Source organism: Methanofastidiosum sp., from assembly GCA_035362715.1.
Taxonomy (GTDB): domain Archaea; phylum Methanobacteriota_B; class Thermococci; order Methanofastidiosales; family Methanofastidiosaceae; genus Methanofastidiosum.
On the sequence record DAOSDU010000013.1, the window covers coordinates 22,503 to 49,024 of the forward strand.

The following is a 26,522-nucleotide window of genomic DNA, read 5'->3' on the forward strand; positions in this document are numbered from 1 at the left end:
GTGTTTTTATGAAAAGGCTTTTCAAATACTACCCAGATGATTTCAAAGACCTTCCTGTCAAGGTCCTCCACATGGATTTGATTTTTGATGTTTATCATAATTACACAAATGTAAAATCAAAACTAAGAGCAAAATCTTTGAACTTTCCTATATCAAAACTCGAATTGAATGCTAAAAATCTGGAAGTCATATCTTTATCTGTAGAAAATTATGAAACAGAACATAATTATATAAAAGATGAAAATGTAATTATAATAACTTTTGATAAATCATTGCCACCTAAAACAGAGTTTGTAATTAATACTGAAACTATTTGCAGACCAACAAAAAATATCTTAGAGGGGCTATATTATGATGAAACACCTCCAGAGGCACCACCACAACAGATTACCCAGTGTCAGCAGTGGGGATTCCAAAGACTTGTCCCATGTTTTGACGATATGATGGCAAAATGTACTTACACAACTACAATTATTGCGGATGAAAGATACACGAACATCATAACAAATGGAGATATTCTAGAAGAAAGACATTCTATTGGCGGTGGGAGAGATAAAATAAAATATGCCAATATAATAACTCCAATGGCTCCGTATCTTTTCTTTTTAGGTGTTGGAACATATTCAACTTTTAAAAGAGAAGTTGAGTATCCAGATGGCCACACTTTCATGCTAGAATTTCTCGTTCCACCAAACTCAAAAAAAGAAATTGCAGAAAAAGCTTTGGATGTTTTACATGACTGCATAATCTGGACGTATCTTTTCACCGGGCCTAATCAATACGATAATCTAGATATCCGAAATGAAATGAAGTTACTTATAGAAGATAGAGAAAAAATGAAGATTGAAGGAAATAATGAAAAACTTCAACAAATAAGAAAAAAATTGTCAGATCTGAATAAGAAGATTATTCCTGGCTATAAATACACGGGCACAGTTTATCGTGAGATTGGTATGCAAAACTCTGATTTTGGTGGTATGGAAAACGTTGGGAATACAACAATTAGTACCAATAGGATTATGCCTTTCAACGACATGACAGACAATGGCTTTGAATATATGGTTTCAGTAAAAGTGCATGAGTACTATCACAACCTAAACGGCTCAGAGGTGACTGGAAAGGATCCATTCCAAATTTGGCTTAACGAGGCAGTTACAGTAATAATTGAAAAACAGTACCATGAATTTCTTTTTGGAAAAGACTACGGGAGATTAAAAACTGTATTAACGCTTTTGGCCCCAAGCAGCGGCACTTTTACATCCGATCAAGGTTCATCTGTAATGCCTATACTGCCAGATGGATTTAACGACCCAAATGAACTAATTACTGGGGTTACCTATGTCAAAGCTCCTGAATTTGTAAAAATGATTGAAACTTTTATGGGAAAAGAAAAGTTCGTCAAAGCTTTGGATTTGTACCATAAGAGATTCAGCCATGGAAACGCAACAACAGAAGATTGGATCAAGGCAATGGAAGAAGTTTCAAACATGGATTTTTCTAAAATGGCCAAACATTGGTTAAAACAAACAGGATTCCCTACAGTTGACATTAAATCTAACTATGATACTAAACAAAAGAGATTGACTTTTGAAATAAAACAGTTGACACCAAAAGAAGGGGCATACTGGACTTTTCCATTAAAAATTGCAGTTGTAGATCAAAAAGGCAATGATATTATTGAGTCCATTGAAAAGATTGATAGTTTAGAGGCTAGTGTAGTATTTGAAGATATACCTGAAGCTCACTTTATCTCATTGAACAGAGATTACTCGTTCTATGGGAAGATTAACTATGATGCAGATTTAGAAGATCTTATTTCTCAAATAAGAAAAGACAAAAATCTGATAGCTAAATACGTTGCATTTTACAAATTATTAGATATGGAGAAAATGAGACTTTTGAATAATTTAGAACTTGAGCCGATTGAAGAAATAATTGATATATACTTTGAGCTAATCTCTGATGAAGCATTAATGGAAAAAGCAGGCGGACAGTTTCTTACAATATTTGAATCCGTAGACGATAAAAAATTTGCACATCACTATACAAAGATGTATGATGTTAGAAAGAAAATAATGGGGGAAATAGCCAAAAAATACAAAAAAGAACTTTTGGAAATATACAAAAAATATAATACTCCTTGTTCTGGCAAAACATATATTGAAACTAAGAGCCTTGAAATAAAAAGAAGGCAAGTAAAAAATGTCGCTTTATCTTTGTTGGCTACTCTAGATACTGAGGATATTCATAAAATTATAAAAGAACAGCTTTATCATTCAGATTCCGCAACAGATAAATTAACAGCTTTTTCGTTGTATCTCAATAGTTCTGCGAGAGATAAACTGGAAGTCTTGAAATCTATCGAAGAAAGGTCAAAAAAGAATCTTGTTAGTTGGGAGTCATTTCTTGGAATTATCGCATCAAACAGCAGTGAAGACATTATAAAGATTATTAAAAGAATTGAAGGCTCTGACTCATTTAGAATAGAACAGTCAAATGATCAAAGAGCACTTTATGTTCAATTTGCCCACAATAGAAAAAAGTCTTTAGAAACTGAAGAAGGAAGAAATTTCTTGAAGGATGCAATTATAAAACTTTCTGCAGTAAATGAATATACAGCTGTCAACGCAATAAAGGTATTTGGAAATATTGATGATATGGAAGAAAAGCATCATTTGGATTTAATCAAGGCGATTATTGAAATCATGTCAAATATAACGCCAGAGAAAATGCCAAGCGTTTACAACACAGCTAGAAGGTTACTGATGGGCGCCCCAGTAGCTTTAGGGAAATACAAGGAGATTTATGGAGAACTTGAATTCTTAAAATCGGGATAATATGTCTGAAAACAAAGAATATCTGCCAGTTGTGATAAAAGAAGAAGATATTTTGGCAGTATGTGGATTTGTTAGGCGAGATATTGTTCACAGTAGCCTTAGAATCCCCCACATATCCGTTAATATTATCCCAATAATCCGAGGTACAGAAAAAACAATTCTGCAAAAGAGATCTAAAAAGAGAAAAATAGATCCTTCTAAATATGATTTCAATGGCGGTCATGTAACCTATGAACCTGTCCTTTTATCAGATGATCCGAAGGCGCTTGAACATGCAAACGATAAAACAGCATTACGAGAAACCAGAGAAGAAATAGCGGTTTCAAATGATGGAATGCCTTACGTATTTTCGTCAAAAGATTTGATAAGATTCACAAAAATTGGTGAATTTCTCACGGGATTTAATATACCCGATTCAATAAATGTGGGGTATATGACGGGGTATATTCTATTCATACCATTTGACTCAAAAATAATTATTACTGATGAAAATGAAGACGGAACGATTGAAGAGCTGTCTTACGAAAAAATTGATATCTCAGAAGTTGTATCATTGTTCAAAGAAAATCCTTTAAATTTTGCATGCGGAGCAACTGCAGTTTTAAAAGAGCTATCCAATACAAAAAGCGATGCATATTTTAGATTCTGGCATATTGTAAATTTAAATAAAAATAAAAATATTTAATTTATTCAACGACGAAGATTAATTTAACTGTAGCTTTATATTTAGTTATCTTGCCGTCTGTTACTTTTCCTGTCAACTTTTCAACTTCAACGCCCTTAATATTATGGACTGTTTTTGAAGCAACAAAAACTGCTTTTGCTACAGCATCTTCCCAACTTATCTCCGATTTTCCAACAACCTCAATTACTTTTGCAACGTCAGACATAATAATCCTATTATTATATAATATCTGTCTATAAATAGTTTTGGGGTCAATTAAGAATTGCATTATCTTTATTAATTCTTATTTCCCTATTATTGTCATGACTGCACAGAAAGTATCTTTTTTTAATTCGAGAGGACTTAAGATAGTCGGCATACTTGAGGGTGAAGGCGATAAATGCGTAATAATTTCTAGTCACTTCACTGGATTCAAAGAAGTTAAGCATTACTTCAATCTCGCAAAAACTCTTTCTGATGAAGGAATATGCGCACTTAGATTCGACTTTAGTGACTGCATAGGTGAATCTGAAGGTAAATGTGAAGAGATGAGTGTAACTAATCAGACTATTGATATTATCTCTGCAGTTGATTTCCTTGAGGGGAAAGGTATATGCACTGTAGGGATAATGGGGCACTCACTTGGAGGATTAGTCGCAATAAATGCTGCTGCAAATGACAATCGAATTAAGGCATTAGTCTCAGCAGCAGCTCCAGCAAAACTTGAGTGGGTACACTCTTTAAAGAAAAGGAAGCTCAATGGAAGAAAGATGGTTACATAACATTTCCCTCTTGGAAAAGAGGAAAGATAAGGATAAACTATGGCTTTTATCTGGATTTAAAAAATCAAGATGCAACTAAATTGGTACAAAGAATAAAAGCACCAATTCTTGTAATCCATCCAGAAAATGATGAACTAGTTTCTATTGTTAATTCACAAGGGATATACGAAAATGCAAATGGTCCAAAGAATTTTATCATTATAAAAGGGTCAGACCATATGTTTTCAAAAGAAGAGCATGAGTCTGAACTTATCCGTCTTACTGTAGATTGGTTCAAAAAATGGTTATGAATATTATCAATAATAAATAGATATATTTTTATTATAGAAAATAAATTAATAATCATGTCATTTTTAGTAATTGCATATCCAGAACTTAAAAAGAAGAATTACGATTGGATTCAAGATTTAAGAAATAAATATGACATGCTTTACTATGATGTTGTCAAACCCCATTTTACTTTTGTCTTCCCAGTTTTTAATTTAAATAAAAAGGAACTTATTCATGAAATTAAGGAAAAATCTAAAGGCTTAAAAGAAATTGATTTCTGCCTTAGATGCGCTATATTAAATAAAGATACCTTCAATGATTACTGGCATGTCTTTTTAGTCCCAGATGAAGGATTCAGCAGTATTACAAAAATCCACGATAAATTCTATTCTGGGAAACTCAAAGATGAACTTTTTCTTGCCATTCAATTTACCCCTCACTTAGGTGTTGGGAATTCTACAAATGCAAATGAATGTAAGAAGCTTGTTGACGAATTAAACGAAAAGAACTTCGAGATTTATGGGAAGATAAAAAAGTTAACAGTTGTAAACTATAAAGATAAGAAGGTAGAGGATATAGAAACAATAGAATTAGTGTAGTTATTTTCAATAATTTGTTTTCTTTACTACAATAATCTGCCTTAATGTACCCACTAAACTTAAAAACCTAATCAATATATCAAAGAAAAGAGCTTATAATGAACAATTGGTGGTTATATGACATATAATGTTTCTGAAAAAATTATATCTTCTCACCTAGTTGAGGGTGAGATGCAAAGTCAAAGTCTTATTGGAATTAGAATTGATCAGACTCTTACTCAAGACGCAACAGGTACTCTTGCTTACTTACAGTTTGAGGCAATGGGAGTACCCAAGGTAAAAACCGAGCTATCTGTAAGTTATATTGATCACAATACTTTACAGACCTCTTTTGAAAATGCTGATGACCATAGGTATCTGCAGAGTGTTGCAAAAAAATATGGGCTAATATTTTCTAGGCCAGGTAATGGCATATGCCACCAGCTTCACCTTGAGAGATTTGGCATTCCGGGGAAGACACTTCTTGGGTCTGACAGCCACACACCAACGGGCGGTGGTATTGGCATGATCTCTATGGGGGCAGGAGGGCTCGACGTTGCACTTGCAATGGCAGGAGAACCTTTCTATTTGAAAATGCCAAACATCGTAGAAGTTTGTCTTGATGGAAAGCTTTCTGAATGGACTTCTGCAAAGGATGTAATACTAGAATTACTAAGAAGATTATCCGTTAAGGGCGGAGTTAATAAAATATTTGAATTTACTGGAAAAGGTATTGAGAGCTTATCTGTCCCAGAAAGAGCAACAATTACAAACATGGGTACTGAACTTGGGGCAACAACTTCGATTTTCCCAAGTGACAAAATCACAAAAAAATTCATGGAATCCGAGAGTAGAGGAAATCAATGGCAAAAAATTGAAGCTGATAAAGGCGCAGAATATTCTGAGTCTATTTCAATTGATTTAGACAAATTAGAGCCAATGATAGCAAAACCCCATATGCCCGATAATGTTGTCAAAATAAGCGAGATTGAAGGGACAAAAGTATCTCAAGTTGCAATTGGAAGTTGTACTAATTCATCATACAAAGATTTGGCTTTAGTTTCTGAAGTTCTTAAAGGAAAGGCAGTTCATCCTAATGTGAGCCTTGTAGTATCTCCTGGATCTAAGCAAGTCCTGTCTATGATAGTTAAAGATGGTCATTTGAAGAACATTGTTGATGCCGGAGGAAGGATTTTGGAATGCACATGCGGGCCATGTATTGGGATGGGTCAAGCTCCAAACTCTGAAGGTACGTCACTTAGAACCTTCAACAGAAATTTCAAAGGCAGAAGCGGTACAAAAGATGCAGATATTTACCTAGTAAGCCCTGAAGTTGCAGTTGCAGCAGCTCTTTACGGAGTTATCACTGACCCTAGAAAATTAGGCAAATACCCAAAGGTAGAGATGCCAGTAAAATTTGAGATAAACGATAATATGTTTATTTTTCCAACTGAAAGTGGAAAAGATGTCGAGATTATTAGGGGCCCAAATATAAAACCGGTACCAAGAAACGAAAGTCTAAAAGACCCTTTGAGAGGTTCAGTTCTTTTGAAAACTGGGGACAATACCACAACTGACGATATAATGCCTGCAGGAGCAAAGATTTTACCACTTAGGTCAAATATACCAAAAATTTCTGAATACGCATTTGAAAGGATAGACAAAGACTTTCCTTCAAGGGCTAAAGCCAAGGGCGGCGGATTCATTGTCGGGGGGTCAAATTATGGCCAAGGGTCTTCAAGAGAGCATGCGGCAATTGCTCCAATGTTCTTGGGTGTTAGGGCCGTAATTGCAAAAAGCTTTGCAAGGATCCACCATGCAAATTTAGTTAACTTTGGGATAGTCCCATTAACATTTTCTGATGAAAAGGGCTATGACAGAATTGACTTTGGCGATGAGCTAGTAATTGAGATAGGTGATTTTAGTAATATAATATGTAAAAATACTACTAAGAAAGAGAGCTACAAGCTCAATAAAAATCTTTTAGGTAGAGATCTAGATCTTTTGAAGGCCGGAGGGGCCTTAAATTACGTATATAACAAAATGAGGAGATAACATGAGCGGAGATTTAATCACAATAAAATCAGGAAAGATTGACGTTCCTGATTATCCAATAATTCCTTTCATTGAAGGGGATGGGATAGGGCCTGACATATGGAAGGCCTCACAGAAGATCATTGACGCTGCTGTTCAAAAAGCATATGGAAGTAAAAGGAAAATTTACTGGGCCGAAGTTTTAGCTGGAGAAAAAGCTTTCAATAAAACAAAAAGTTGGCTTCCCGATGAAACAGTTCATAAGATAAAAGAATGTGTAGTTGGTATCAAGGGACCTTTGACAACACCAGTTGGAGGGGGAATCCGAAGTATTAATGTTACACTAAGGCAAGTTCTTGATCTTTATGCATGCATTAGGCCAGTAAGTTATTACACTGGTATCCCTTCTCCAGTGAAGCATCCAGAATATGTTAACATGATTGTTTTCAGAGAAAATACAGAAGATGTTTACTCAGGCATTGAATGGCAAGCTGGGTCAGATGAGGCAAATAAAATTATTTCCTATCTTGAAACTCAGTTTGGAGTAAAAATAAGAAAGAATTCTAGTATTGGAATAAAGCCAATTTCAGAGTTTGGAACGAAAAGAATCGTTAAGAAAGCATTTGATTATGCCCTTGAAAACAATAGAAAATCTGTAACAGTAGTCCACAAGGGAAACATAATGAAGTACACCGAAGGAGCTTTCAAGAACTGGGCATATGATCTTGCCAATCAGGATTACAAAGGAAAAATTATCCCTTACACCGAATATAAAAACTCTGGGATAGTTCTAAAAGATGCTATAGCTGACAATATGTTCCAACAGATTATTTTGAGGCCAGCTGAATATGATGTACTTGTCATGCCAAATCTTAACGGTGATTATTTCTCAGATGCTCTTGCGGCCCAAGTTGGTGGACTTGGAATAGCTCCTGGTGGAAATGTAGGTGATGGATATGCAGTGTTCGAGGCAACACACGGAACTGCCCCAAAGTATGCGGGCATGGACAAAGTAAATCCCGGTTCATTACTACTTTCCGGTGTCATGATGCTAAACTATCTTGGGTGGAAAGAAGCTGGATTTTTAGTTGAGAAAAGCTTTGGTGAAACAATAAAGCAGAAATATGTAACCTATGATTTTGCAAGGCAGATGGAAGGCGCAACTGAAGTTAAGTGTTCAGAGTTTGGTGAAAGGATAATCAAGAATATTGGTAAAATCTAATCCTTATTCTTTACTTTCTTTTTCTTTTGTATAACTTCTTTTCTGAATTCCTCAACATCTGATTCTGGGATTTCTGGGAAGTATAAAAGGTCATCAATGAACAGACTTTCTTTGATACTACCATAACCACATTCTTTGCAGATATCCCTTACCATGTAATTAAATGATTCTACAGAGACATCAGTACTGCCACAGTTTGGGCAGATTTTAATATATCCTTTCATGCGCGTGTCATTTTCTGGTTTTTTCTTCTTCATAAGCTATCAGAATATTCTATCAGTCTTTCTATTATAAAAATCTATTTAATCAAGGTAGTACATTCTTACCTTTTTATCGCTAGATGTAAGCGTCCCGACCTCTTTAAAGCCAATCTTATCGTGGAATATCAATGAGCCTTCATTTGATGGATTAATTGACACTTCTGCCACAAGAGGTATGTCTCCTTTTGTATCTATTAATTCTCTATAAAGTAGAGAAGCAATTCCCTTCCCTCTCATTGACTCATCTACTATTACTCTGTCAATGTAGTAAAATTTCTTGAATTTATTTTTAAACCATAGGAAGTTTATGCTATCATAATCGGTATTCTGATTCATAGCCATCAAGAATCCAACAATTCTATCATTAGTCTCAAATACATTAAAAATGGGGATATCCATGTAATTTTGAAAGAAATCAATTTCTTTTTTACCGACCCATTTTGATTCTCTGTTGTTAAGATCTAAGATTCTAGGTAAGTCTTTTTCTTTGGCTCTTCTAATACTCATTAAATTATTAAAATCAACATTTATATTAAAATCTTTAGCCTATTCTTCAATTAATGTTAGTTTTATAAAATATGAAAATATCTGTATCGGATAAGACAGGTGCATTCTATGAATCAGTCATTACTTGATCTTGAAACAATTGATTGGGATTCGTTTTTTCTTGATAATTTCACTATATTTCAAGAAGAGGGACTAATACCAGGCCGTATTACAGAGGTCCAGCGTAAAAGTTACATGGCGCTTACCGAAACTGGAGAAATTGAAACTAGAGTTTCAGGTAAATTTAGATTCACTGCCGAAGACAAAACTTCTTTTCCGGTCGTTGGGGATTGGGTAGCCATAAAGATGGAAACGGCTAGTAAGGGTACCATCCATGCCGTTCTTCCAAGAAAGAGCAAATTCTCTAGAAAGATTGCAGGTAAGATTACAGAAGAACAGGTATTACTTGCAAATGTTGATTTCGTTTTTATTGTATCGGGTCTTGACAATGATTTCAACATTCAAAGAATTGAGAGGTACCTTACTCTAGTTTCAAAAAGTGGGTCAAAACCTGTTATAATATTGAACAAATCAGATATTTGTGAGGATCTTGATCAAAGATTGGAGGAAGTTAAGAGGATAGACCCAACAATCCCCATACACACATTGAGCGCTGAGCTTAACGAAGGCTTAGAATCTCTTGATCAATATCTTGGCAAAGGAAAAACGATAGCGCTTCTGGGGTCTTCTGGAGTTGGAAAGTCTACTATTATCAATAAACTACTTGGTACAAATCGTCAAAAAGTTGGATCAGTTAGGAAATCGGATAGTCATGGGAGACACATTACAACATATCGTGAGATGTTCATGCTTCCTAATGGGGGATGATTATAGATAATCCAGGCATGCGAGAGCTCCAATTGTGGTCTGATGGTGAAGACGTAAGTGATGTTTTTTCTGATATCGAAGCGCTTTCTGAAAACTGTAAATTTTCTGATTGTACCCATTTAAATGAGCCGGGTTGTGCAGTAAAGAATGCTATTGAAAATGGCGAACTTGAATTGCGTAGATACCAGCATTATATGAAACTCAAAAAAGAAATAGAATACCTTTCTATTAAGCAGAATGAGATGACTAGGATAACTGAGAAAGCAAGAGGGCGTGGCATGTCTAAAAAAATAAAACTGATAAGAAAAATGAGGTCTGATAAATTTTAGGTTAATAAACTTAGTAAAATTATAAAGCATATTTTCAAAACCTTTAAAACTATCCTTTTGTTAAAATATACATGGCAACTTTAAATCACATAGCTTTACTTGTTTCAAATCTTGAAATGTCAAAAAAATTCTATAAAGAAACATTAGGTTTAGAAACAGTCTTTGAACACCCAATAGGTGGTGAACAGTTCGAAAAAGTAACTGGTATAGAAGGCTTTGACGTTGTATTCGCAGTATTATCCGATCCAAAATCAAAAGTTAATATAGAATTAGTAGAATTCAAAAGTGGACTTATGGAAAGCCCTTCAATGCTCAATCATATAGCATTTGAAGTTGAAGATGTGGATGCATTTCATGAAAAATTTGTAAATAATTCTATAGAAACAGTATCAGAACCAGTTACACTAACTCATCCACACCCAAAAATCAATGGTAAGAGATTTTTTTATTTTTATGATCCAGATGGAAACATAATCGAAGTATATAATAAAAAAGAAGGATTATATTCAGAATAAATAATATTTTAATTTATTCAGTCAGATAAGTAAATCTTATGCCCATGCCTTCCTTGACTTTATATCGTATGTTCATGCCTATGAGCAATGCCGTTATTGGCTCAATGAGTCTTGCATTTTGTAATAGTCCACCATCAATCGCTCTTGCTCCAGGTATGTCTTTTGCAAGTTCCATTATTCCCTTTCTTGCATCCTTTGAACCACCACATACGATTACATCACAATCAACTGTATTTGCTAGGTCAGAAAGTCTATCTGCGCTTACATTCTGAAATGCGCTGATTACTTGAACATTCTCTGGTACTAAGCTCTGAATAACTTCTGCTGCACTCCCTTCCCAAGGGGAAATAACTGTCGTGGCTTTTCCACCAACTGCAGTTGAAAGAGGTACAACTACAGATACGACAGTTTTCCCCTCAGTTAAAGCCTCTTTAATAGACGCTACAGTAGGGATAAGATGCGAATAAGGAACACTTATCACAATTATATCTGCTTTTTTTGCTGCTTCTAGATTATCGAATCCTAGTATCTTTGCTTCAGGAACTTTTTCCTTTATAGCTTGGACATCAGACCTTTCTATTTCTAATAAAGAACATGCAGTATCAATACATATTTCCTTCAAGTTATCGGCAGATGCACAAGCCTTGCTTTCTTCTCTAGATCCAATAAAGATTTCATGTCCAGCCCTAGCCCATCTTAAAGCAAGTCCCGTGCCTTGTCCGCCAGTTCCCCCAATAATGGCAATTTTCTTCATTTTAATCAACCTTAGAATACATTTCACTTGTCTGTATATAAAAAGTTTTTGAGAGAGCACTCTCTAAAAGAATGAATAGATTTGAAAAATTAATTAAAAAAAGAATAAGAAAAAAATAAAATAATTTACTTGTATTTCTTGTGCTCTTCTTCTCTGATTTGTTGCCACTTCTTGCCTTTTCTTATACCTTCAAAGACAGGCTCAGCATCTCCTGGTCCTTTACAGTATATGGCATAGTCCATTGTTTCTGCGTATGCTGGGTCGACTGCTCCACCGGCAACTATGAATGGTACTTCTATGCCTTCCTTCTTCATAAGTTCGGCTACCTTGGGGAATGCAGTTCTTGTTGTTGTCATCAATGCTGTTCCAGAGACTACATCAGGTTTTTCCTTCTTTGTTGCTTCAATAACTTTATCCCATGGAACACTTGCCCCCAGATCAGTTACTTGGTATCCCTTTGCAATCAAGATTGATTTTACAATGTCTTTTCCAATGGCGTGAACGTCACCGAATGCAACGTGCATAATAATCTTACCCTTTGGCTTGACATCTCCCATTGCGCTCTGGCAGTGGCTGATACCTTTCTTCATTGCATTTGCAGCGAGTAATATTTCAGGAACGAATGCATATCCGCCATCATACATCTCTGCTACTCCAATAGCGCCAGGTAATAATGCTTCTTCTACTAGGTCGATTGGTTTTAATCCTTTTTTAAGGGCTGCTACTACTAGATTTTCGGTTGTTACAGCATCCCCTAACATGACTGCTTTTGTAATGTCTGCAAGGTCAGCTTTTGCTGGTGTGTATTTTTTTATGATTTCTTCTTTGCTTAGTGCAACTACTTTTCTCTTTACTTTCTTTGGTTCACATGCTTCTACCATTGCTCTTATGTTTTTGTTTGGAGTCATTGGTGGTGTACCGCATGCTGGGGAAAGAATGTCAACTCCATCCGCAATATCTCTTAGTGATTGTGTATAAACATATTCAGGAGTACCCATCATTACGACTGGGATTGTTTCCAAACTTCCGATGAGTGTAACTCTGTCTCCAAGACCCATTACGGCTTCCTTAACTGATGTTCCAGGGGCCTCGAATGAGAATGCGTCAAATCCAGAGTGTGGGATTCTGTCCATATATCCTCTTGTGTCACCACAGATATGTAATATAGACATAGCATCTTTTGTTTCCTTTGTCATTCTCTTATATCTTGGTTCAAGGAAGTACTGGTAATCTTTTGGATCTAGTAAGTCTCCAGAAGCTGTTGGATCAGGCATGTAAAATCCATCTGCTCCGCTTGAATCAATAGAGTTTCTAATAATCTCAATACAAAGATCGGTACAAATATCAAGACAAGCTTCAAACTTCTTTTCTTCTTGCTTTGACCACATTAATATTCTGTCAACGCCCCAAAGGTGACCTGCAATAGTCATTGGGCCTGTAACAGTTCTAAAAACAGGAACAAGTTTTTCATATTTTTCAACTAGAATCTTAGTCGATCCTTCAACTATTGGATTTCTTCCTTTAGATGTAACATCTTTTGGTATGTTGTATTTTGTTGGGTCAGTGTTTTCAAGGACATGTTTCAATACTGAAGGATGTCTTAAATCTGTTCCAAGATCAATATCTGCTCCAAGCATAGTTGCTTCGGATACTAAATCATTGTGGGATATAAGTAAATCTAATCCCCAGACTTCATATCTCCCTGCCTGGAATTGTGCCATAACCTTTGGATCGGTCTGACATGCTGGCCAAGTAACGTTTGTTGATGCCATTAATTCTTTACAAAAGTTTGAAAGTACTATAGTGGGTGTTCTGTCAACACGGCCACCGGCCATAGCCGACATGAATCTTCTATATGGTGTCATTTCTCTTAATGCCAAATAATCTCCTCCTTTATGTAGTCAACCAATAAAATAGGTTAACTTACCCAATTGTTCCTTTTGATTATTTAATAAAAGGTTTTTCATGGATGGTCTAGCCATCCACTTATTTAATCAGCATTAATGACAACATAAAATTTTAATTTAAAAGAAAAAATATGAGATAAACTATAAAAATATTATTTCTTTTTTGGTTTTTCAGTCTTAGTAGCTTCTGGAGAAGCGCTGTACCTGAATGGCGTTGCAATTGGAAGGCCGAGCTCTTTTATTAACATCATTGAAAATACGTAGCATTTTGCGTTTATTCCATTTATCACTTCATCAAAAAATGCTGTGTCAAGGGTCTTCTTACCTTCCCACTGTTCAACGATTTTTTTTCTGAACTCTTCTCCTTCTTGGTAGTAAACGTTTCCTTTAATGCTTGCACTGCCTACTTCAGGTTCGTACTTTGATAGGAAATCAAACTCAACATCTAACACGTTTAATCTTCCGCTAGGTCCTGAAAGCTGCATCTCTTTAATTGAGACAATATTTGGCGTTTGAGTGAAACTCACTGGTCCTTCAGGAGCTTTCTCCAATTTTTTCTTTTCTACTACGGCTTTTGTAATATTAAAATTAATTATTGGCATATACAACCTCCTTTTTCTTATGGAGTGAAGATTTGTTTTTAAAATTAACTATTAATAATATTATATTTTATCAAGAATATCTGCTCTTGTGATTATTCCTACAACTCTCCCCATTTCTTCAATAAGAACAGCTTGATTTTCTTTTAGTAGTGTGTATACTTCAGCAAAACTTTGTTCTTTAGAAACTACCGGGAAACTTTCTTCCATAATCTCAGACACTGTAAGATCTGGAGTTTCACAAATTTTTCCGATTCCAAGTTTTTTTATCAATGATTTTTCAGAAAGACTTCCCACGGGGGTACCATTTCTCAAAACAGGCAACTGTGATATGTTATACCGCGCCATTATTGTTATGGCATCACTAACCTTATCCTTGGGGTGAACGAAGATTACAGGAGAAACCATAACATCCTGTATTTTTTTCATTCTTACCCTTAGCTCTTCTAAAGCATTTAAGATCTTGTTAAAAGAAGAAATTTTGGGGTCAATCTGTTTGTTCTCAAGTTTAGCTATATACGCTTGGGTAACACCGGCTTTTGAAGCTAGCTCCTTCTGAGTCACTCCAAATTTTTTCCTTAATTTTTTAACTTCCCCAAGATCAATCATTTAATCGCCTAAAACATTTCTTCTATAATACTTGCAATTGATATGTCAGAAAATTTAGATGGAATGGAATCTGAACCAAAGATACGATCAATACCTGCCTTTTTTAATCTTTCTTCCGCATTAGATATCATCAACAGGTGGGTTGCACCTGATAACACCTTTAAAGTTCCTTCTCTTTTAAGAACTTCACATGCCTTTGCCATGGTTCCCCCAGTTGATATTATATCGTCGACAATTGCAACATCTCTATTTTTAGTGTTAATTTCTTTTGGTCTTATCTCAACGGTGTCTCCAGAAAGCCTTGTCTTTTCAAGATGATCGAACTCTGCCTCCATTTGGTCCGCAACTATTTTAGCTCTTTCTACTGAGCCTTTATCGGGAGAAATAATAACAGGCTCTTTAAGATTTAAATTCATTAAATAATCTGCTATTGCGGGCATAGCCGAGAGATTTTCTCCTTTCATAGCTTTTGTTATTTTTAAATCGTGTATATCTACTGTATACTTCGATTCAAGTTCAAATCGATCTATAATCTTTGCTAAAGATATGCCAGAAACTGATTCCCAGTCTTTGAATCTCTTGTCTTGTCTTGCATAGGCCATGTAAGGAATTAAGAGATTAATCTTAATGTTTAAGTCTTTTAAGGCATCAATCATGAAAAAAAGCTGCATTATATGTTCATCTTGGGGATAGTACAATGATTGAACTATAAGGATTTCTTTAATATTCTTGACTTTGTCATCAAATCTAACATATCCTTCTCCGTCCGGAAATCTTTCAAAGTGACAGTCAATAAGTTTGAAATCACCTCTTAATTTATCCAAAGTTGTTTTTGATGATAGTGATGTAACATACATGTGAACACCTAAAATTAGGTATGTCTAACCATTAATATATTTTTCTCTTTAAATTCTATTTCTATAAGATTTATTATATTATAAAATGGAAAATTACTGGATAATATGTTCTATATTATAAGTACGATATATTTTTAAAGGCTAGGTATCTATAAACGCATAAGTCTTTTTAGAGGAAATACAAATGGCAAAGAAAAAATCTTCTATTCATGAAGTAAAAGAAAAAGAAATAGAACCAATAAACGAAGAATTGGTAGACATTACAGAAGAAGTAAAAAAAGTCAGAGAGCAGATTAAATCTTTTTATGATGTTTCTACTACTGAAGAGATAGAAGTGCCTGAAAGTCTTATCGACCAGGTAATTGGTCAAGACCACGCTGTTGAGATTGTTAAGACAGCGGCAAAACAAAGAAGAAATGTATTGTTAATAGGGGAACCCGGAACAGGAAAATCAATGTTGGGTTTGGCAATGGCAGAACTTCTCCCAAAAGAAGATCTTGAAGATATACTTGCTTATCCAAATCCCGATGACCCAAATACTCCAAGGATTAGGACCGTTCCAAGGGGTAAAGCAAGACTTATAATTGATGAGCACAAAGCGATGGCAAAAAAACAGGAAGAAAGCAAAAGAATGATACTTTTCTTTGTTATTGGTGCGATAATTGTTATTGCATTTACACAAGGGCAGTTATTATGGGGGCTGTTTCTTGCAGTTATTATTTTCTTTGGAATGCAGACATTTAGAATTAAAAATCAAGTCATGATTCCAAAAATATTAGTTGATAACTCTAAATGGGACCATGCACCATTTTTAGATGGAACAGGCGCTCACGCAGGAGCATTACTTGGGGATGTTAGGCATGACCCATTCCAGTCTGGAGGTCTTGGTACACCAGCTCACGAAAGAGTTGAAGCAGGAATGATTCAGAAGGCTCACAAAGGTCTATTATTTATAGATGAAATCTCAACTTTAAAGATTCAAATGCAACAAGCTATTCTTACAGGTATGCAAGAAAAAGCATACCCTATCACAGGGCAGAGTGAAATGAGTTCTGGTGCTATGGTCAGGACAGAAAAAGTTCCATGTAATTTCGTCCTAGTGGCAGCGGGAAATCTTGAAACTTTGCGTGATATGCACCCTGCCTTACGTTCAAGGGTCAGAGGATATGGATATGAAGTTTACATGGAAAATTCAATGCCAGCAACTGAGGAAAATATCAAGAAGATAGTTAGATTTGTTGCTCAAGAGGTAAAGAAAGATGCAAAAATACCGCACTTTTCACTTGACGCTGTTGCTGAGATTGTTCAAGAGGCAAGAAGGAGAAGCAACAGAAAGAATCACCTAACGCTTAGGCTGAGAGAACTTGGAGGTATGGTTAGGGCTGCCGGTGATGTTGCCTTAACTAAAGGAGATAATATTGTTACCGTTGAACATATTATCGAAGCTAGAAAACTTTCAAGATCTCTTGAACATCAGATTGCAGATGATTACATTGATAGGAAAAAAGCTTATCAAATATTTGGATCTACAGGTGCCCAGGTAGGAAAAGTTAATGGGCTCGCTGTTTTAGGAGAAGGCAGTGGAATTATTACTCCTATAGAAGTCGGTGTTGCCAATTCCTCATCAAAATCACATGGTAATGTAATTGCAACAGGAAAACTTGGAGAAATAGCAAAAGAGTCGATATCGATAGTGTCCTCCTTAGTAAAGAGATATTCAAATAAGGATTTATCCAACTTCGATATCACTATCCAGTTCCTTCAGGCATATGAGGGTGTTGAAGGGGACAGTGCCAGTGTATCTGTTGCAACAGCTGTTATTTCTGCACTTGAAGATATTCCAATAAGGCAGGATATTGCCATGACTGGATCTCTTTCAGTAAGAGGAGATGTTTTACCTATAGGTGGAGTCAGTGCTAAAATTGAGGCCGCAGTTGAGAGTGGAATGAAAGAAGTAATAATACCCTATTCAAACAAAGATGACGTATACGTAGAAAAATCAAAAAAGGAACAGATAAACATAGTACCTGTTAAAAGACTCGAAGATATTTTAAGCTATGTATTAATTGCAAATAAGAATTCAGATTTTATTAAAAATCTAAAAAAATTACAAGAGTCTTTTGGTTAATATAATTCAAGTGATGATCTAATGTTTCATTTTATTGAGTCTTTGGGAATCGACTCTAATTGCTACATACTTGAGAGCGATAAAACTGTATTAATTGATACTGGAACATATAAAAATTATAGAATATATGATTATGTCGATGAAAATGACATACAGATAGATTTTATTATCAATACACATTGTCACTATGACCACATTGGTGGTAACAAATTTTTTGAAGTGCCCATTTATGCGCACGAAAAGGATTACCTAGATATTCAAAATGCAACTGAAAAAACTTTCTTCTGGGCATTTTCTAATACTTTTGAGGGTTATAAAGACGTGAATCCTCTAAAAGAAAACGATGTAATAGATATTGGAGATTATTTGCTTAAAGTAATACACACCCCTGGACATACATCAGGGTCAATGTGTTTGCTAGAAGAAGATAAAAGCTATCTTTTTTCTGGAGATACAGTTTTCAAAGGTTCAGTTGGGCGATATGACCTGCCTTCAGGAAGTCTCGAAGATCTCAAGGAATCTTTAAAAAAATTATGTGAAATTAAAGTGAAAGAAGTATTCCCTGGACACGGCGAAAGTTTTTCCGGGAAAGATCTTTTATTTAACAAGTATATGGTCACGCTTATGGAAGAGGATTTATAAACGTCGAATATTGTACGGCTTAACTTTTTTATTGATTAATTCTTACTACAATTAAATGCCATCTATTCTTTAATTGGTTTAATAAAATGATTAAATGGCATTAAATTTGATAATTTAATGTCAAATGGGGTCTATTTCTGCCAAATATAATAACTAAGATTTAAATACTTAAAAAAATAACAGTTCAAAGGGGAGGTATTCTATGGAGAACATAGATCCATTTGAAAACGTATTAAAACAACTTGATAAAGTAAACAAAGTTCTTAAACTTGATGAAGGGATATATGAAGCGCTGAAAAAGCCAAAAAGGTTCCTTGAGGTAACCATTCCAGTTACTATGGATAATGGTAATGTTAAAGTTTTTACTGGTTATAGATGTCAATATAACGATGCCCGAGGACCAACAAAAGGGGGGATAAGATACCATTGGAACGTATCCCCCGCTGAAGTAAGGGCTCTTGCCGCTTGGATGACGTGGAAGTGTGCAGTTGTTGATATACCCTATGGTGGGGGAAAAGGAGGAATAATCTGTAACCCAAAAGAAATGAGCGATAGAGAAATTGAAAGGCTTTCTAGGGGCTACATTGGAGCAATTTACAAATTTATAGGTCCAGAGTTGGACATTCCCGCCCCAGATGTTTATACCACTCCAAAGATTATGGCTTGGATGATGGACGAATTTTCTAAGATAAGGCAACACTACACCCCTGGAGTAATTACTGGAAAACCACTATCTGTTGGTGGCTCTTTAGGGAGAGGAGATGCAACAGCAAAAGGTGCATGGTATACCATTAGAGAATACGTAAAATATTTGAAATGGGATATAAAAAAAACAACATCGGTAGTCCAAGGATATGGGAACGCAGGATCTTACATTGCTCAATTTTTATATGATCAAGGCTCTAAGATTATAGCTGTTTCCGATTCCCAAGGTGGAATTTATAATGAGGCAGGCCTTGATCCATATAAAGTTCTTGCGCACAAAGAAAAAACCGGTTCCGTTGTTAAATTCCCGGGCGCAAAAAACATAACTAATGAAGAACTATTATATCTTAAATGTGATATTCTCTGCCCTTCGGCACTTGAAAATCAGATTACTGCTAAAAACGCAGATAATATTCAGGCGAAAATGGTTGCTGAACTAGCTAATGGTCCTGTAACTCCTGAAGCTGATGAAATCCTTATCAAAAAAGAAATATACCAGATACCTGACTTCTTATGTAATGCAGGTGGAGTAACAGTTTCCTATTTTGAGTGGGTCCAGAACTTAATGAATTATTACTGGACTGCAGATGAAGTATATGAAAAACTTGACAAAAAGATGACAAAGGCATTTTGGGATGTAATCGGCGCTAAGGAAAAATACAGTATAGGTATGAGAACAGCTTCTTACGTTGTTGCAATCGAGAGAGTTGTCGATGCAATGAAAGCAAGAGGATTTAGTTATTAACTCCTTATTATTATTTATTTTTTATTATTTTCTTTAATTTTTCTGAATTAGAAATATGTAAAACACTTATATAGTATTATTCCTATCCTTAGATATGGAACCAGAAGTTGGAGATGTAATTACAATAAGGAAGGGCGAAATTAGTTACGAAGGAATAGTAATACCCTCCCCAAAAAAAGATTCAATTATTATTAAATTACCTAATGGATATAATATAGGTTTTAGAAGAGACTCTGTTAAAATTATTAACGTTGAGAAAAAACAAAAGCCAAAAATTTTTTCTGAAGTAAAGTTTGAAAAAAGAAAGGATATTCCTGAAATATCTCTAATCTCGACTGGAGGTACAATAGCATCTAGAGTAGATTATGAAACTGGAGGGGTAAGATGGCTTATGAAACCAGAAGAAATCTTTTTCATGGCCCCTGAACTGTCCGATATCGCAACATTTCGAAATATCTCTTCTCCATTCCAGATAGCTTCAGAATCAATGACATTTGAATGTTATAAAATTCTAGCTAAAGAAGCGGCAAAAGAATTAAATTCTGGTTCCAAGGGAATTATTATCACCCATGGTACAGATACGCTTCATTATACTTCTTCTGCATTATCTTTTATGCTCCAAAATCTATCAAAACCAGTTTGCCTTGTGGGTGCACAAAGAAGCCCAGATAGGGGAAGTTTTGACGGTTCTATGAATCTCATTTGCGCCTCATATATTGCCGGGCATTCTGATATCGGAGAAGCAGTAATTGTCATGCATGGAGAAATGGACGATACTTATTGCAATGTCCTCAGAGGAACAAAAGTTAGAAAGATGCATTCTACTAGAAGGGATACTTTTAAGCCTATCAATACCTCTCCATTGGCCAAAGTTTCCATGAATGGGAAAATTGAGAAACTATCTGATTATAGGATAAGAAATGATGAAAATGAAGTATACCCAGATATAGAGATGGAAGAAAGAACTGCTATTATTAAGGCATATCCAAATTTTAATCCTGAAATTCTTGATTATTATATAGACAAAGGATACAAGGGATTAGTTATTGAGGCATCGGCCCTTGGTCATGTGCCAACTGATACAATAAATGAGAAGTTCTCATGGGTAGATTCTATTAAAAGAGCAAGAGAAGAAGAAATAATCATTGTTTTTGCTACACAGTGTCTTTTTGGAAGAGTGGATCCTTTTGTTTACTCGAATGGTAGGATAATGGAGGAAATGGGAGTAATATATGCAGAGGACATGTTACCAGAAACGGCATATCTTAAGCTTTCATGGATTCTGGGCCATACAAACGATTACTTTGAGGTCAAGAGAAATATGCTTGATAATATGGCTGGCGAGATAAATTACCGCATAAAAGGTGATAAGAATGGACTATAAGCAACTCGGCCTTAAAGTAGGATTAGAGATTCATCAGCAACTAAATACTAAAAGAAAACTATTTTGTCATTGTCCAACAGTTCTTAGAACTGATGATCCTATCTTTACTGTTGAACGAAAACTTAGACCAACGCCGTCTGAGATAGGCGAAGTAGATGTTGCTGCATTGAAAGAATATATGAGGGGTAAAACCTATATTTATCAATATTATGATACAAATTGTCTAGTTGAGCTTGACGAGGAACCCCCTCATCTTGTTTCTGACGAAGCTAAAGTAATTGGTGTTGAAGTATCTTTACTTCTAAATTCTAATATAATTGAGGAAATTCAAGTAATGAGGAAAACGGTTCTTGATGGTTCAAATACTTCAGCTTTTCAGAGGACTATGCTTATCTCAACAGATGGACACATCAAGACAAAAGATGGGCCAGTCTCCATTCTCACAGTATGCATTGAAGAGGATGCGGCGAGATTAATTAGCCAAGACGATACTACCAAGACTTTTAGACTGGATAGATTGGGGATCCCGCTTGTTGAAATTGCAACGGGTCCTGATATATCAAATCCAGAACAAGCAAAAGAGGCAGCCTATATTCTGGGGCAAATATTAAGGGCCACAGGAAAAGTAAAAAGAGGGCTAGGTACGATAAGGCAGGACCTCAATGTTTCCATCCGAGAAGGAGGAAGAGTTGAACTAAAAGGAGTTCAGAAGTTAGAGATGATACCTCTATGGGTTGAAAGAGAGATAGAAAGACAAATCAATCTTGTCGAAATAAAAAAGGAATTGGATAACAAAGGTTCTGAAAAAGACCTTGAATTAAAAATTATTGAATTGACCGATATATTTTCCAACACTTCATCCAAGATTATTGCAAGTTCAATTAAAAAGAACGGCGCTGTCTATGGCATTAAATTGAAAAATTTCAAAGGTATACTTGGAAAAGAAATTCAAAAAGGCAGAAGATTTGGAACTGAATTAGCTGACCATGCGAAAACATATGGATTATCGGGCTTATTCCACATAGACGAGCTTCCAAATTATGGTATTAGTGTTGATGAAGTTAACAAGATAAAAACTAAATTGAAAATAAATGAACTGGATTCTTTTGTTATTATTACCGGGAAAGAGAACATCTGCCACAAGGCCTTAGAAGAGATATTTGATAGATGTAAAAAAGCTTTTTCCGGAGTACCGAATGAAACTAGAGATGCCTTAGAAGATGGAAATTCTAAATATTCGAGACCTCTTCCAGGTAGGGCAAGAATGTATCCTGAAACTGACATTCTACCATTTACTATCGATACAAAACTAGTAGAAACTATTAGTGAAAATCTGCCTGAAACATTCGATGAAAAGGTAAAGGGATTCGTTTCTAAATATGCACTTAAAAAGGAAGAAGCAGAAAGAATTGTTTATGAAAATCCAGAACTTTTTGAAAAAGTATCAACCACCCTTGATATAAAATCTACTATCTTTATTAAGGCTTTAGATCTTTCTAAAAATTTGGAAAAAGAAGAAGGATATGTAACTGACGACGTAACTCTATACTTGCTTTTTGAAAAAGTATCAAAAGGAATAATTGCAAAAGAAGGTATAGAAGAAGTTTTGAAGAGAGTATCAAAGGGAGAAGATATTGAAAAAGTTCTGTCAGATTTTTCCTCAGAGAATAGTTCTTTGGATGTTGAATCAGCAATTGAAAGGATAATAAAGGAGAAAAGAGATTTTATATTAGAAAAAGGGGATCGTGCAATTTCTCCATTAATGGGCCTATGCATGAAGGAATTCAGAGGAAAAGTTGACGGAAGTGTAATAAACAAAATATTAAAAGAAAAAATAGAAGAAATTCTCAAATCTTCTTAAATTTTTTATCATTTAATTTTACCTACACAATATATTTAAATTAATAGCTCTCAAAATAATGTGTGAGAGTATGACAGATTTAAGTTTCTTTTTTAATCCTTCTTCTATCGCGGTCATAGGCGCTTCAGATACAGTTGGAAGCGTGGGCTATGAAATAATGAAGAATCTTACTGAAGATTTTCCCGGAGAATTGTATCCAATTAACATAAAACAAAAGAATATTTTTGGTAAACCTAGCTATAAAAGCATACTTGATGTGCCTAACAAAATTGAAATGGCAGTTATTGCCATAGCCGCACCATTTGTCAGTGATGTTTTAGAGGAATGTGGTAAAAAAGGCGTAAAAGGGGTAATTATAGTCTCAGGGGGATTCTCAGAGATTGGAGAAAAAGAAAGAGAAGATAAATTATTAGAAATATCCAAGAAATATGGAATCCGGATAATTGGCCCTAACTGTATAGGTATTTACGATAATTTTTCTGGGGTAAATACAATCTTTTTGTCTAAAGATAAAATTTCATACCCTGCTAAAGGCAAAATTTCATTTCTTTCACAGAGTGGAGCATTTGCAGGGCTTATCTTAGATTGGACAAGTAAGGAAAGAATTGGTATATCTAATGTTGTAAGTTATGGTAATAAAATAGATGTAAATGAAGCAGATCTTCTTGACTACTTATGTGATGATGAAAATTCAAAAGTGATTTGTTTATACATAGAAGGGATAAGGCGTGGCCAGAGATTTATGGAATCAGCAAAGAGGGTATCAAAAAAGATCCCTATTTTAGCATTAAAATCAGGTAAGACTAAATCAGGAGCTAAAGCCGCTTCAAGTCACACTGGAAGTCTCGCAGGCGAGGACATAATATATGACTCAGCATTTAAACAATCCCACATAATAAGGGCAAATAATTTTGAAGAACTTTTTGATATGGCCAAAGCCTTAGAAAAGCAGGTTTTTCCCAAGAGCGATGGGATTGCAATAATAACTAATGCTGGTGGCTTAGGTGTAATGACCGCAGACGCATTGGAGATGAACGGGCTCCGACTTGCTAATCTAGGAGAAGATACTATAATGAAACTAAAAGAACAGTTTCCCGAAAGAGTAGTTGTCTCTAATCCAATGGATTTAGTGGGCGATGCAGATAAAGAAAGGTATGAAGTTGGACTAAAAGCACTTTTAGAGGATAAAGACGTAGGTTTGATTATTGTTATTTTGTTACTTCAAGTTCCCACATTATCTTTGGACTCTGTTGATACCGTTCTTAATATTAAAAAGAGCTCTGAAAAACCCATGATTATATTAGGGGCAGGAGGAGAGATAATTACTCCATACTTTAAAAAATTGGAAGAAGGGGGATTAGCAGTTTACCCGTCCCCCGAGCGAGCAGCAAGAGCAGCATATGCCTTAGTTAATCATGCAATAGTTCGAGGTGATATACATAGAGAGCGTAAAGAGAATATTGGAGTTTGTAAGGTCTGAAGGTAGAACTTCATTGATGGAACATGAAGCTAAGGAAATTATGAAAGCTTATGGTATTAAAGTGCCAAAAGAAGGAATTGCAACATCTGAAGAAGAAGTACTTAAAATTGCTAGGCAAGTTGAGTATCCTGTAGTATTAAAGGTTGCATCTCCTGATATCCAACATAAAACTGATGCGGGTGCTGTAATTCTTAATCTATCAAAAGCAGAAGATATTTTAGAAGGCTATAGACGAGTACTTGAAAACTCAAAAAAGTTTGACCCTACTGCAGATATACGTGGAGTAATAGTCCAGCATATGATGCCAAAACAAAGGGAAGTTATCATAGGAGTTTCCAGGGACAATCAATTTGGCCATGTACTTATGTTTGGTCTAGGAGGAATCTTTGTTGAGGTATTAAAAGATGTTTCCTTTAGAATTGTCCCGATAGAACAAGAAGATGCCTACGAAATGATTTCTGAAATTAAATCCCACCAAATGCTTTGTGGAGTCAGAGGTGAGAAACCTTCTGATATAGATGCACTTGTAGAGATAATACTTAAAGTATCTAAGTTTGTATCTGATTTCCCTGAAGTAAAAGAACTTGATTTAAATCCAGTTTTTGTGTGTGAAAAAGGTGCAGTCGCTGTAGATGCCTTGATTGTAATAGATTAATCTACTCCATTACTTCATAAAATACATCGTTAAAAGAACCTTTATAATTAGCATTGATTAATGAATAGTAACGTGTCTTTTCAATATACTCATTCGCACTACTTGTTGGATCAAAAACAACCCAATTTCCTTCATAAAAAAGTTCTACCCAGGCATGGCCAGTATTTTCAGATGTTAGTCCAAATACGACTTTTACATCATCTGGGCCATATCCTTTAGCCCTAAATAAAGTGCATAATAAGATAGCCTGATCCTCGCAGTCTCCTGTCCTTATCCTAAGAGTTTCTTCTGGTAATTGCCAATATTCAAATCTATAATCGTAAGTCAAATAATCTTCGACATATTTAATTTCATCACGCACAAACTTGTATATTTGGACAGGATCATTTGTGTTAATGTCATTTGCGAAAGATTTAATATTATCCGAATCAGGTGTTATGAAGACTGTCATGTCATATTTAATTAATTTTTCATAAGTATTGATCTGTTCTTTAAGACCACTCACACTTTGCTCTCTTTCTGATATTTTTGTTTGGAGGTCAGTTATATCCTCTTTTTCAGCTTCAATTCTAGCTTCCATAATCTTTATTTTATCTTGGATATTTGATTTTTCTTGAGTATTATAAAAAAGGGTATTTTCCAAACTTTTTTCTTGATTTAGACTATTGGCAAATTGGTAATATCTAATTAAATAGCCTGCAAAAAATAGCGAAGCAATTACCATTAATAGAATAATTAATATCTTAAACTGTTTGCTGTTCAATTTATGACCTCATTAAAGTTTTATCATTAAATCTGTATAATTCTTGGACACTATACATTTTATAGATGGTATCTTTGGTAAATGAGTCAAAATTATTATTCTCCCTAGGCAAAAGCAAATAGGTATTTCCATTCAATTTGAGTTCTACCCATATATCTGAAGAAGTTGAATCAAGTAGACTAATCTTTGCCCCAACTACTTCAGCTTCATTTTCTTTAAATCCGGCAGACCTAAGCATAGATATGAGTAAAATTATTTTATCTTCATATTGGCCTTTTTTACTATTAATAATATTTTTGGGATAGTTCCAGTAATCAATCCTTCCATTTCGTATAAGTTTTTCATCCTTTGAGATCTCATCTCTCGTGTAATTGAATATTGCCCTTGCTTTTTCCGCATTGCCCATGTTAGGTGTAATAATCTGATTTAAAGTCTCTAAGACTAGAGAATCATTGATATCAACAAAATCTCTTGGATCCTTTGATTCATAAACATTGTAAGAAAAAACTTCTTGATTTAGTTTATTTTGTATCTCAAGAAGAGACTTCTCTTCTTCACTTAGATTATT

27 protein-coding genes are annotated in these 26,522 nt (G+C 35.0%); 17 read left to right on the forward strand and 10 right to left on the reverse strand.

Annotation, left to right across the window (positions count from 1 at the left end; all coding sequences use genetic code 11):
• The first annotated feature begins 8 nt into the window (after window positions 1–8).
• Window positions 9–2,837, forward strand: coding sequence for a M1 family metallopeptidase (locus PLI06_08170; GenBank protein ID HOI77565.1), 2,829 nt, complete (start codon window positions 9–11; stop codon window positions 2,835–2,837).
• Window position 2,838: 1 nt separating this feature from the next.
• Window positions 2,839–3,522, forward strand: coding sequence for an NUDIX hydrolase (locus tag PLI06_08175; protein ID HOI77566.1), 684 nt, complete (start codon window positions 2,839–2,841; stop codon window positions 3,520–3,522).
• A 1-nt stretch (window position 3,523) separates the two neighbouring features.
• Here the strand turns inward: PLI06_08175 and PLI06_08180 are convergent, their stop codons facing one another.
• Window positions 3,524–3,727, reverse strand: coding sequence for a dodecin family protein (locus PLI06_08180; protein ID HOI77567.1), 204 nt, complete (start codon window positions 3,725–3,727; stop codon window positions 3,524–3,526).
• A 97-nt stretch (window positions 3,728–3,824) separates the two neighbouring features.
• Between PLI06_08180 and PLI06_08185 the strand changes: the two genes are divergently transcribed.
• The 5 genes from PLI06_08185 (at window position 3,825) to icd (ending at window position 8,387) form a co-directional block, all read left to right on the forward strand.
• Entirely contained in the window at window positions 3,825–4,283 is a 459-nt protein-coding gene (locus tag PLI06_08185; GenBank protein ID HOI77568.1) for an alpha/beta hydrolase, read from the forward strand.
• A complete protein-coding gene (locus tag PLI06_08190) occupies window positions 4,229–4,573 on the forward strand; it encodes an alpha/beta hydrolase (GenBank protein HOI77569.1) in 345 nt (114 codons plus the stop codon). The genes PLI06_08185 and PLI06_08190 overlap by 55 nt, the downstream gene beginning before the upstream one ends.
• A 54-nt stretch (window positions 4,574–4,627) precedes the next feature.
• Window positions 4,628–5,152 carry a 2'-5' RNA ligase family protein gene (locus tag PLI06_08195; GenBank protein HOI77570.1) on the forward strand — a complete coding sequence of 175 codons (525 nt, stop codon included), beginning with the start codon at window positions 4,628–4,630 and terminating at the stop codon, window positions 5,150–5,152.
• A gap of 117 nt (window positions 5,153–5,269) precedes the next feature.
• On the forward strand, window positions 5,270–7,186 hold the full coding sequence (locus PLI06_08200) for an aconitate hydratase (protein HOI77571.1): 1,917 nt from the start codon (window positions 5,270–5,272) through the stop codon (window positions 7,184–7,186).
• A gap of 1 nt (window position 7,187) precedes the next feature.
• Window positions 7,188–8,387, forward strand: a complete 1,200-nt coding sequence (gene icd, locus PLI06_08205; GenBank protein HOI77572.1) for an isocitrate dehydrogenase (NADP(+)) — start codon at window positions 7,188–7,190, stop codon at window positions 8,385–8,387.
• Here icd and PLI06_08210 read toward each other — a convergent pair.
• A complete protein-coding gene (locus tag PLI06_08210; GenBank protein ID HOI77573.1) occupies window positions 8,384–8,644 on the reverse strand; it encodes a hypothetical protein in 261 nt (86 codons plus the stop codon). The genes icd and PLI06_08210 overlap by 4 nt on opposite strands.
• A gap of 45 nt (window positions 8,645–8,689) precedes the next feature.
• Window positions 8,690–9,154 (reverse strand): GNAT family N-acetyltransferase, encoded by a 465-nt coding sequence (locus PLI06_08215; GenBank protein HOI77574.1) that lies wholly within the window; start codon window positions 9,152–9,154, stop codon window positions 8,690–8,692.
• A gap of 108 nt (window positions 9,155–9,262) precedes the next feature.
• Here PLI06_08215 and rsgA point away from each other — a divergent pair, with 108 nt between their 5' ends.
• The 3 genes from rsgA to PLI06_08230 all read left to right on the forward strand — a co-directional run bounded on the left by rsgA (window position 9,263) and on the right by PLI06_08230 (window position 10,865).
• Entirely contained in the window at window positions 9,263–10,021 is a 759-nt protein-coding gene (gene rsgA / locus PLI06_08220) for a GTPase RsgA (protein ID HOI77575.1), read from the forward strand.
• Entirely contained in the window at window positions 10,018–10,350 is a 333-nt protein-coding gene (locus tag PLI06_08225; GenBank protein HOI77576.1) for a hypothetical protein, read from the forward strand. Before rsgA ends, PLI06_08225 begins: the two co-directional genes overlap by 4 nt.
• Before the next feature lie 71 nt (window positions 10,351–10,421).
• Window positions 10,422–10,865 carry a VOC family protein gene (locus PLI06_08230; protein HOI77577.1) on the forward strand — a complete coding sequence of 148 codons (444 nt, stop codon included), beginning with the start codon at window positions 10,422–10,424 and terminating at the stop codon, window positions 10,863–10,865.
• Window positions 10,866–10,878: 13 nt separating this feature from the next.
• Here PLI06_08230 and npdG read toward each other — a convergent pair whose 3' ends face one another.
• From npdG to prs, 5 genes are all read right to left on the reverse strand, one after another.
• Window positions 10,879–11,619 (reverse strand): NADPH-dependent F420 reductase, encoded by a 741-nt coding sequence (gene npdG / locus PLI06_08235; GenBank protein HOI77578.1) that lies wholly within the window; start codon window positions 11,617–11,619, stop codon window positions 10,879–10,881.
• Between the two features lie 125 nt (window positions 11,620–11,744).
• Entirely contained in the window at window positions 11,745–13,499 is a 1,755-nt protein-coding gene (locus PLI06_08240) for an MtaA/CmuA family methyltransferase (protein HOI77579.1), read from the reverse strand.
• 179 nt (window positions 13,500–13,678) lie between these two features.
• The gene (locus tag PLI06_08245) at window positions 13,679–14,128 is read right to left on the reverse strand and encodes a hypothetical protein (GenBank protein HOI77580.1); all 450 of its coding nucleotides are present in this window, start codon (window positions 14,126–14,128) and stop codon (window positions 13,679–13,681) included.
• A gap of 60 nt (window positions 14,129–14,188) precedes the next feature.
• Window positions 14,189–14,734 carry a CBS domain-containing protein gene (locus PLI06_08250; GenBank protein HOI77581.1) on the reverse strand — a complete coding sequence of 182 codons (546 nt, stop codon included), beginning with the start codon at window positions 14,732–14,734 and terminating at the stop codon, window positions 14,189–14,191.
• 8 nt (window positions 14,735–14,742) lie between these two features.
• Window positions 14,743–15,591 (reverse strand): ribose-phosphate diphosphokinase, encoded by an 849-nt coding sequence (gene prs / locus PLI06_08255; protein HOI77582.1) that lies wholly within the window; start codon window positions 15,589–15,591, stop codon window positions 14,743–14,745.
• Window positions 15,592–15,850: 259 nt separating this feature from the next.
• Between prs and lonB the strand changes: the two genes are divergently transcribed.
• The 7 genes from lonB to PLI06_08290 all read left to right on the forward strand — a co-directional run bounded on the left by lonB (window position 15,851) and on the right by PLI06_08290 (window position 25,191).
• Window positions 15,851–17,719: an ATP-dependent protease LonB gene (gene lonB, locus PLI06_08260; GenBank protein HOI77583.1), complete on the forward strand. Its 1,869-nt coding sequence runs from the start codon at window positions 15,851–15,853 to the stop codon at window positions 17,717–17,719.
• Between the two features lie 21 nt (window positions 17,720–17,740).
• Window positions 17,741–18,361, forward strand: coding sequence for an MBL fold metallo-hydrolase (locus tag PLI06_08265; GenBank protein ID HOI77584.1), 621 nt, complete (start codon window positions 17,741–17,743; stop codon window positions 18,359–18,361).
• Between the two features lie 202 nt (window positions 18,362–18,563).
• Window positions 18,564–19,811 carry a Glu/Leu/Phe/Val dehydrogenase gene (locus PLI06_08270; GenBank protein ID HOI77585.1) on the forward strand — a complete coding sequence of 416 codons (1,248 nt, stop codon included), beginning with the start codon at window positions 18,564–18,566 and terminating at the stop codon, window positions 19,809–19,811.
• Between the two features lie 94 nt (window positions 19,812–19,905).
• A complete protein-coding gene (gene gatD / locus PLI06_08275; GenBank protein ID HOI77586.1) occupies window positions 19,906–21,195 on the forward strand; it encodes a Glu-tRNA(Gln) amidotransferase subunit GatD in 1,290 nt (429 codons plus the stop codon).
• Window positions 21,185–23,056, forward strand: coding sequence for a Glu-tRNA(Gln) amidotransferase subunit GatE (gene gatE / locus PLI06_08280; GenBank protein ID HOI77587.1), 1,872 nt, complete (start codon window positions 21,185–21,187; stop codon window positions 23,054–23,056). Before gatD ends, gatE begins: the two co-directional genes overlap by 11 nt.
• A gap of 70 nt (window positions 23,057–23,126) precedes the next feature.
• Complete coding sequence (locus tag PLI06_08285; protein ID HOI77588.1) at window positions 23,127–24,536, forward strand: CoA-binding protein; 1,410 nt, start codon at window positions 23,127–23,129, stop codon at window positions 24,534–24,536.
• Entirely contained in the window at window positions 24,487–25,191 is a 705-nt protein-coding gene (locus PLI06_08290; GenBank protein ID HOI77589.1) for an acetate--CoA ligase family protein, read from the forward strand. Before PLI06_08285 ends, PLI06_08290 begins: the two co-directional genes overlap by 50 nt.
• Before the next feature lies 1 nt (window position 25,192).
• Here PLI06_08290 and PLI06_08295 read toward each other — a convergent pair whose 3' ends face one another.
• Together PLI06_08295 and PLI06_08300 are read right to left on the reverse strand one after the other, a co-directional pair.
• Window positions 25,193–25,954, reverse strand: coding sequence for a transglutaminase domain-containing protein (locus PLI06_08295; protein ID HOI77590.1), 762 nt, complete (start codon window positions 25,952–25,954; stop codon window positions 25,193–25,195).
• Window position 25,955: 1 nt separating this feature from the next.
• On the reverse strand, window positions 25,956–26,522 hold a 567-nt coding region (locus PLI06_08300), incomplete at its 5' end, for a transglutaminase-like domain-containing protein (protein ID HOI77591.1).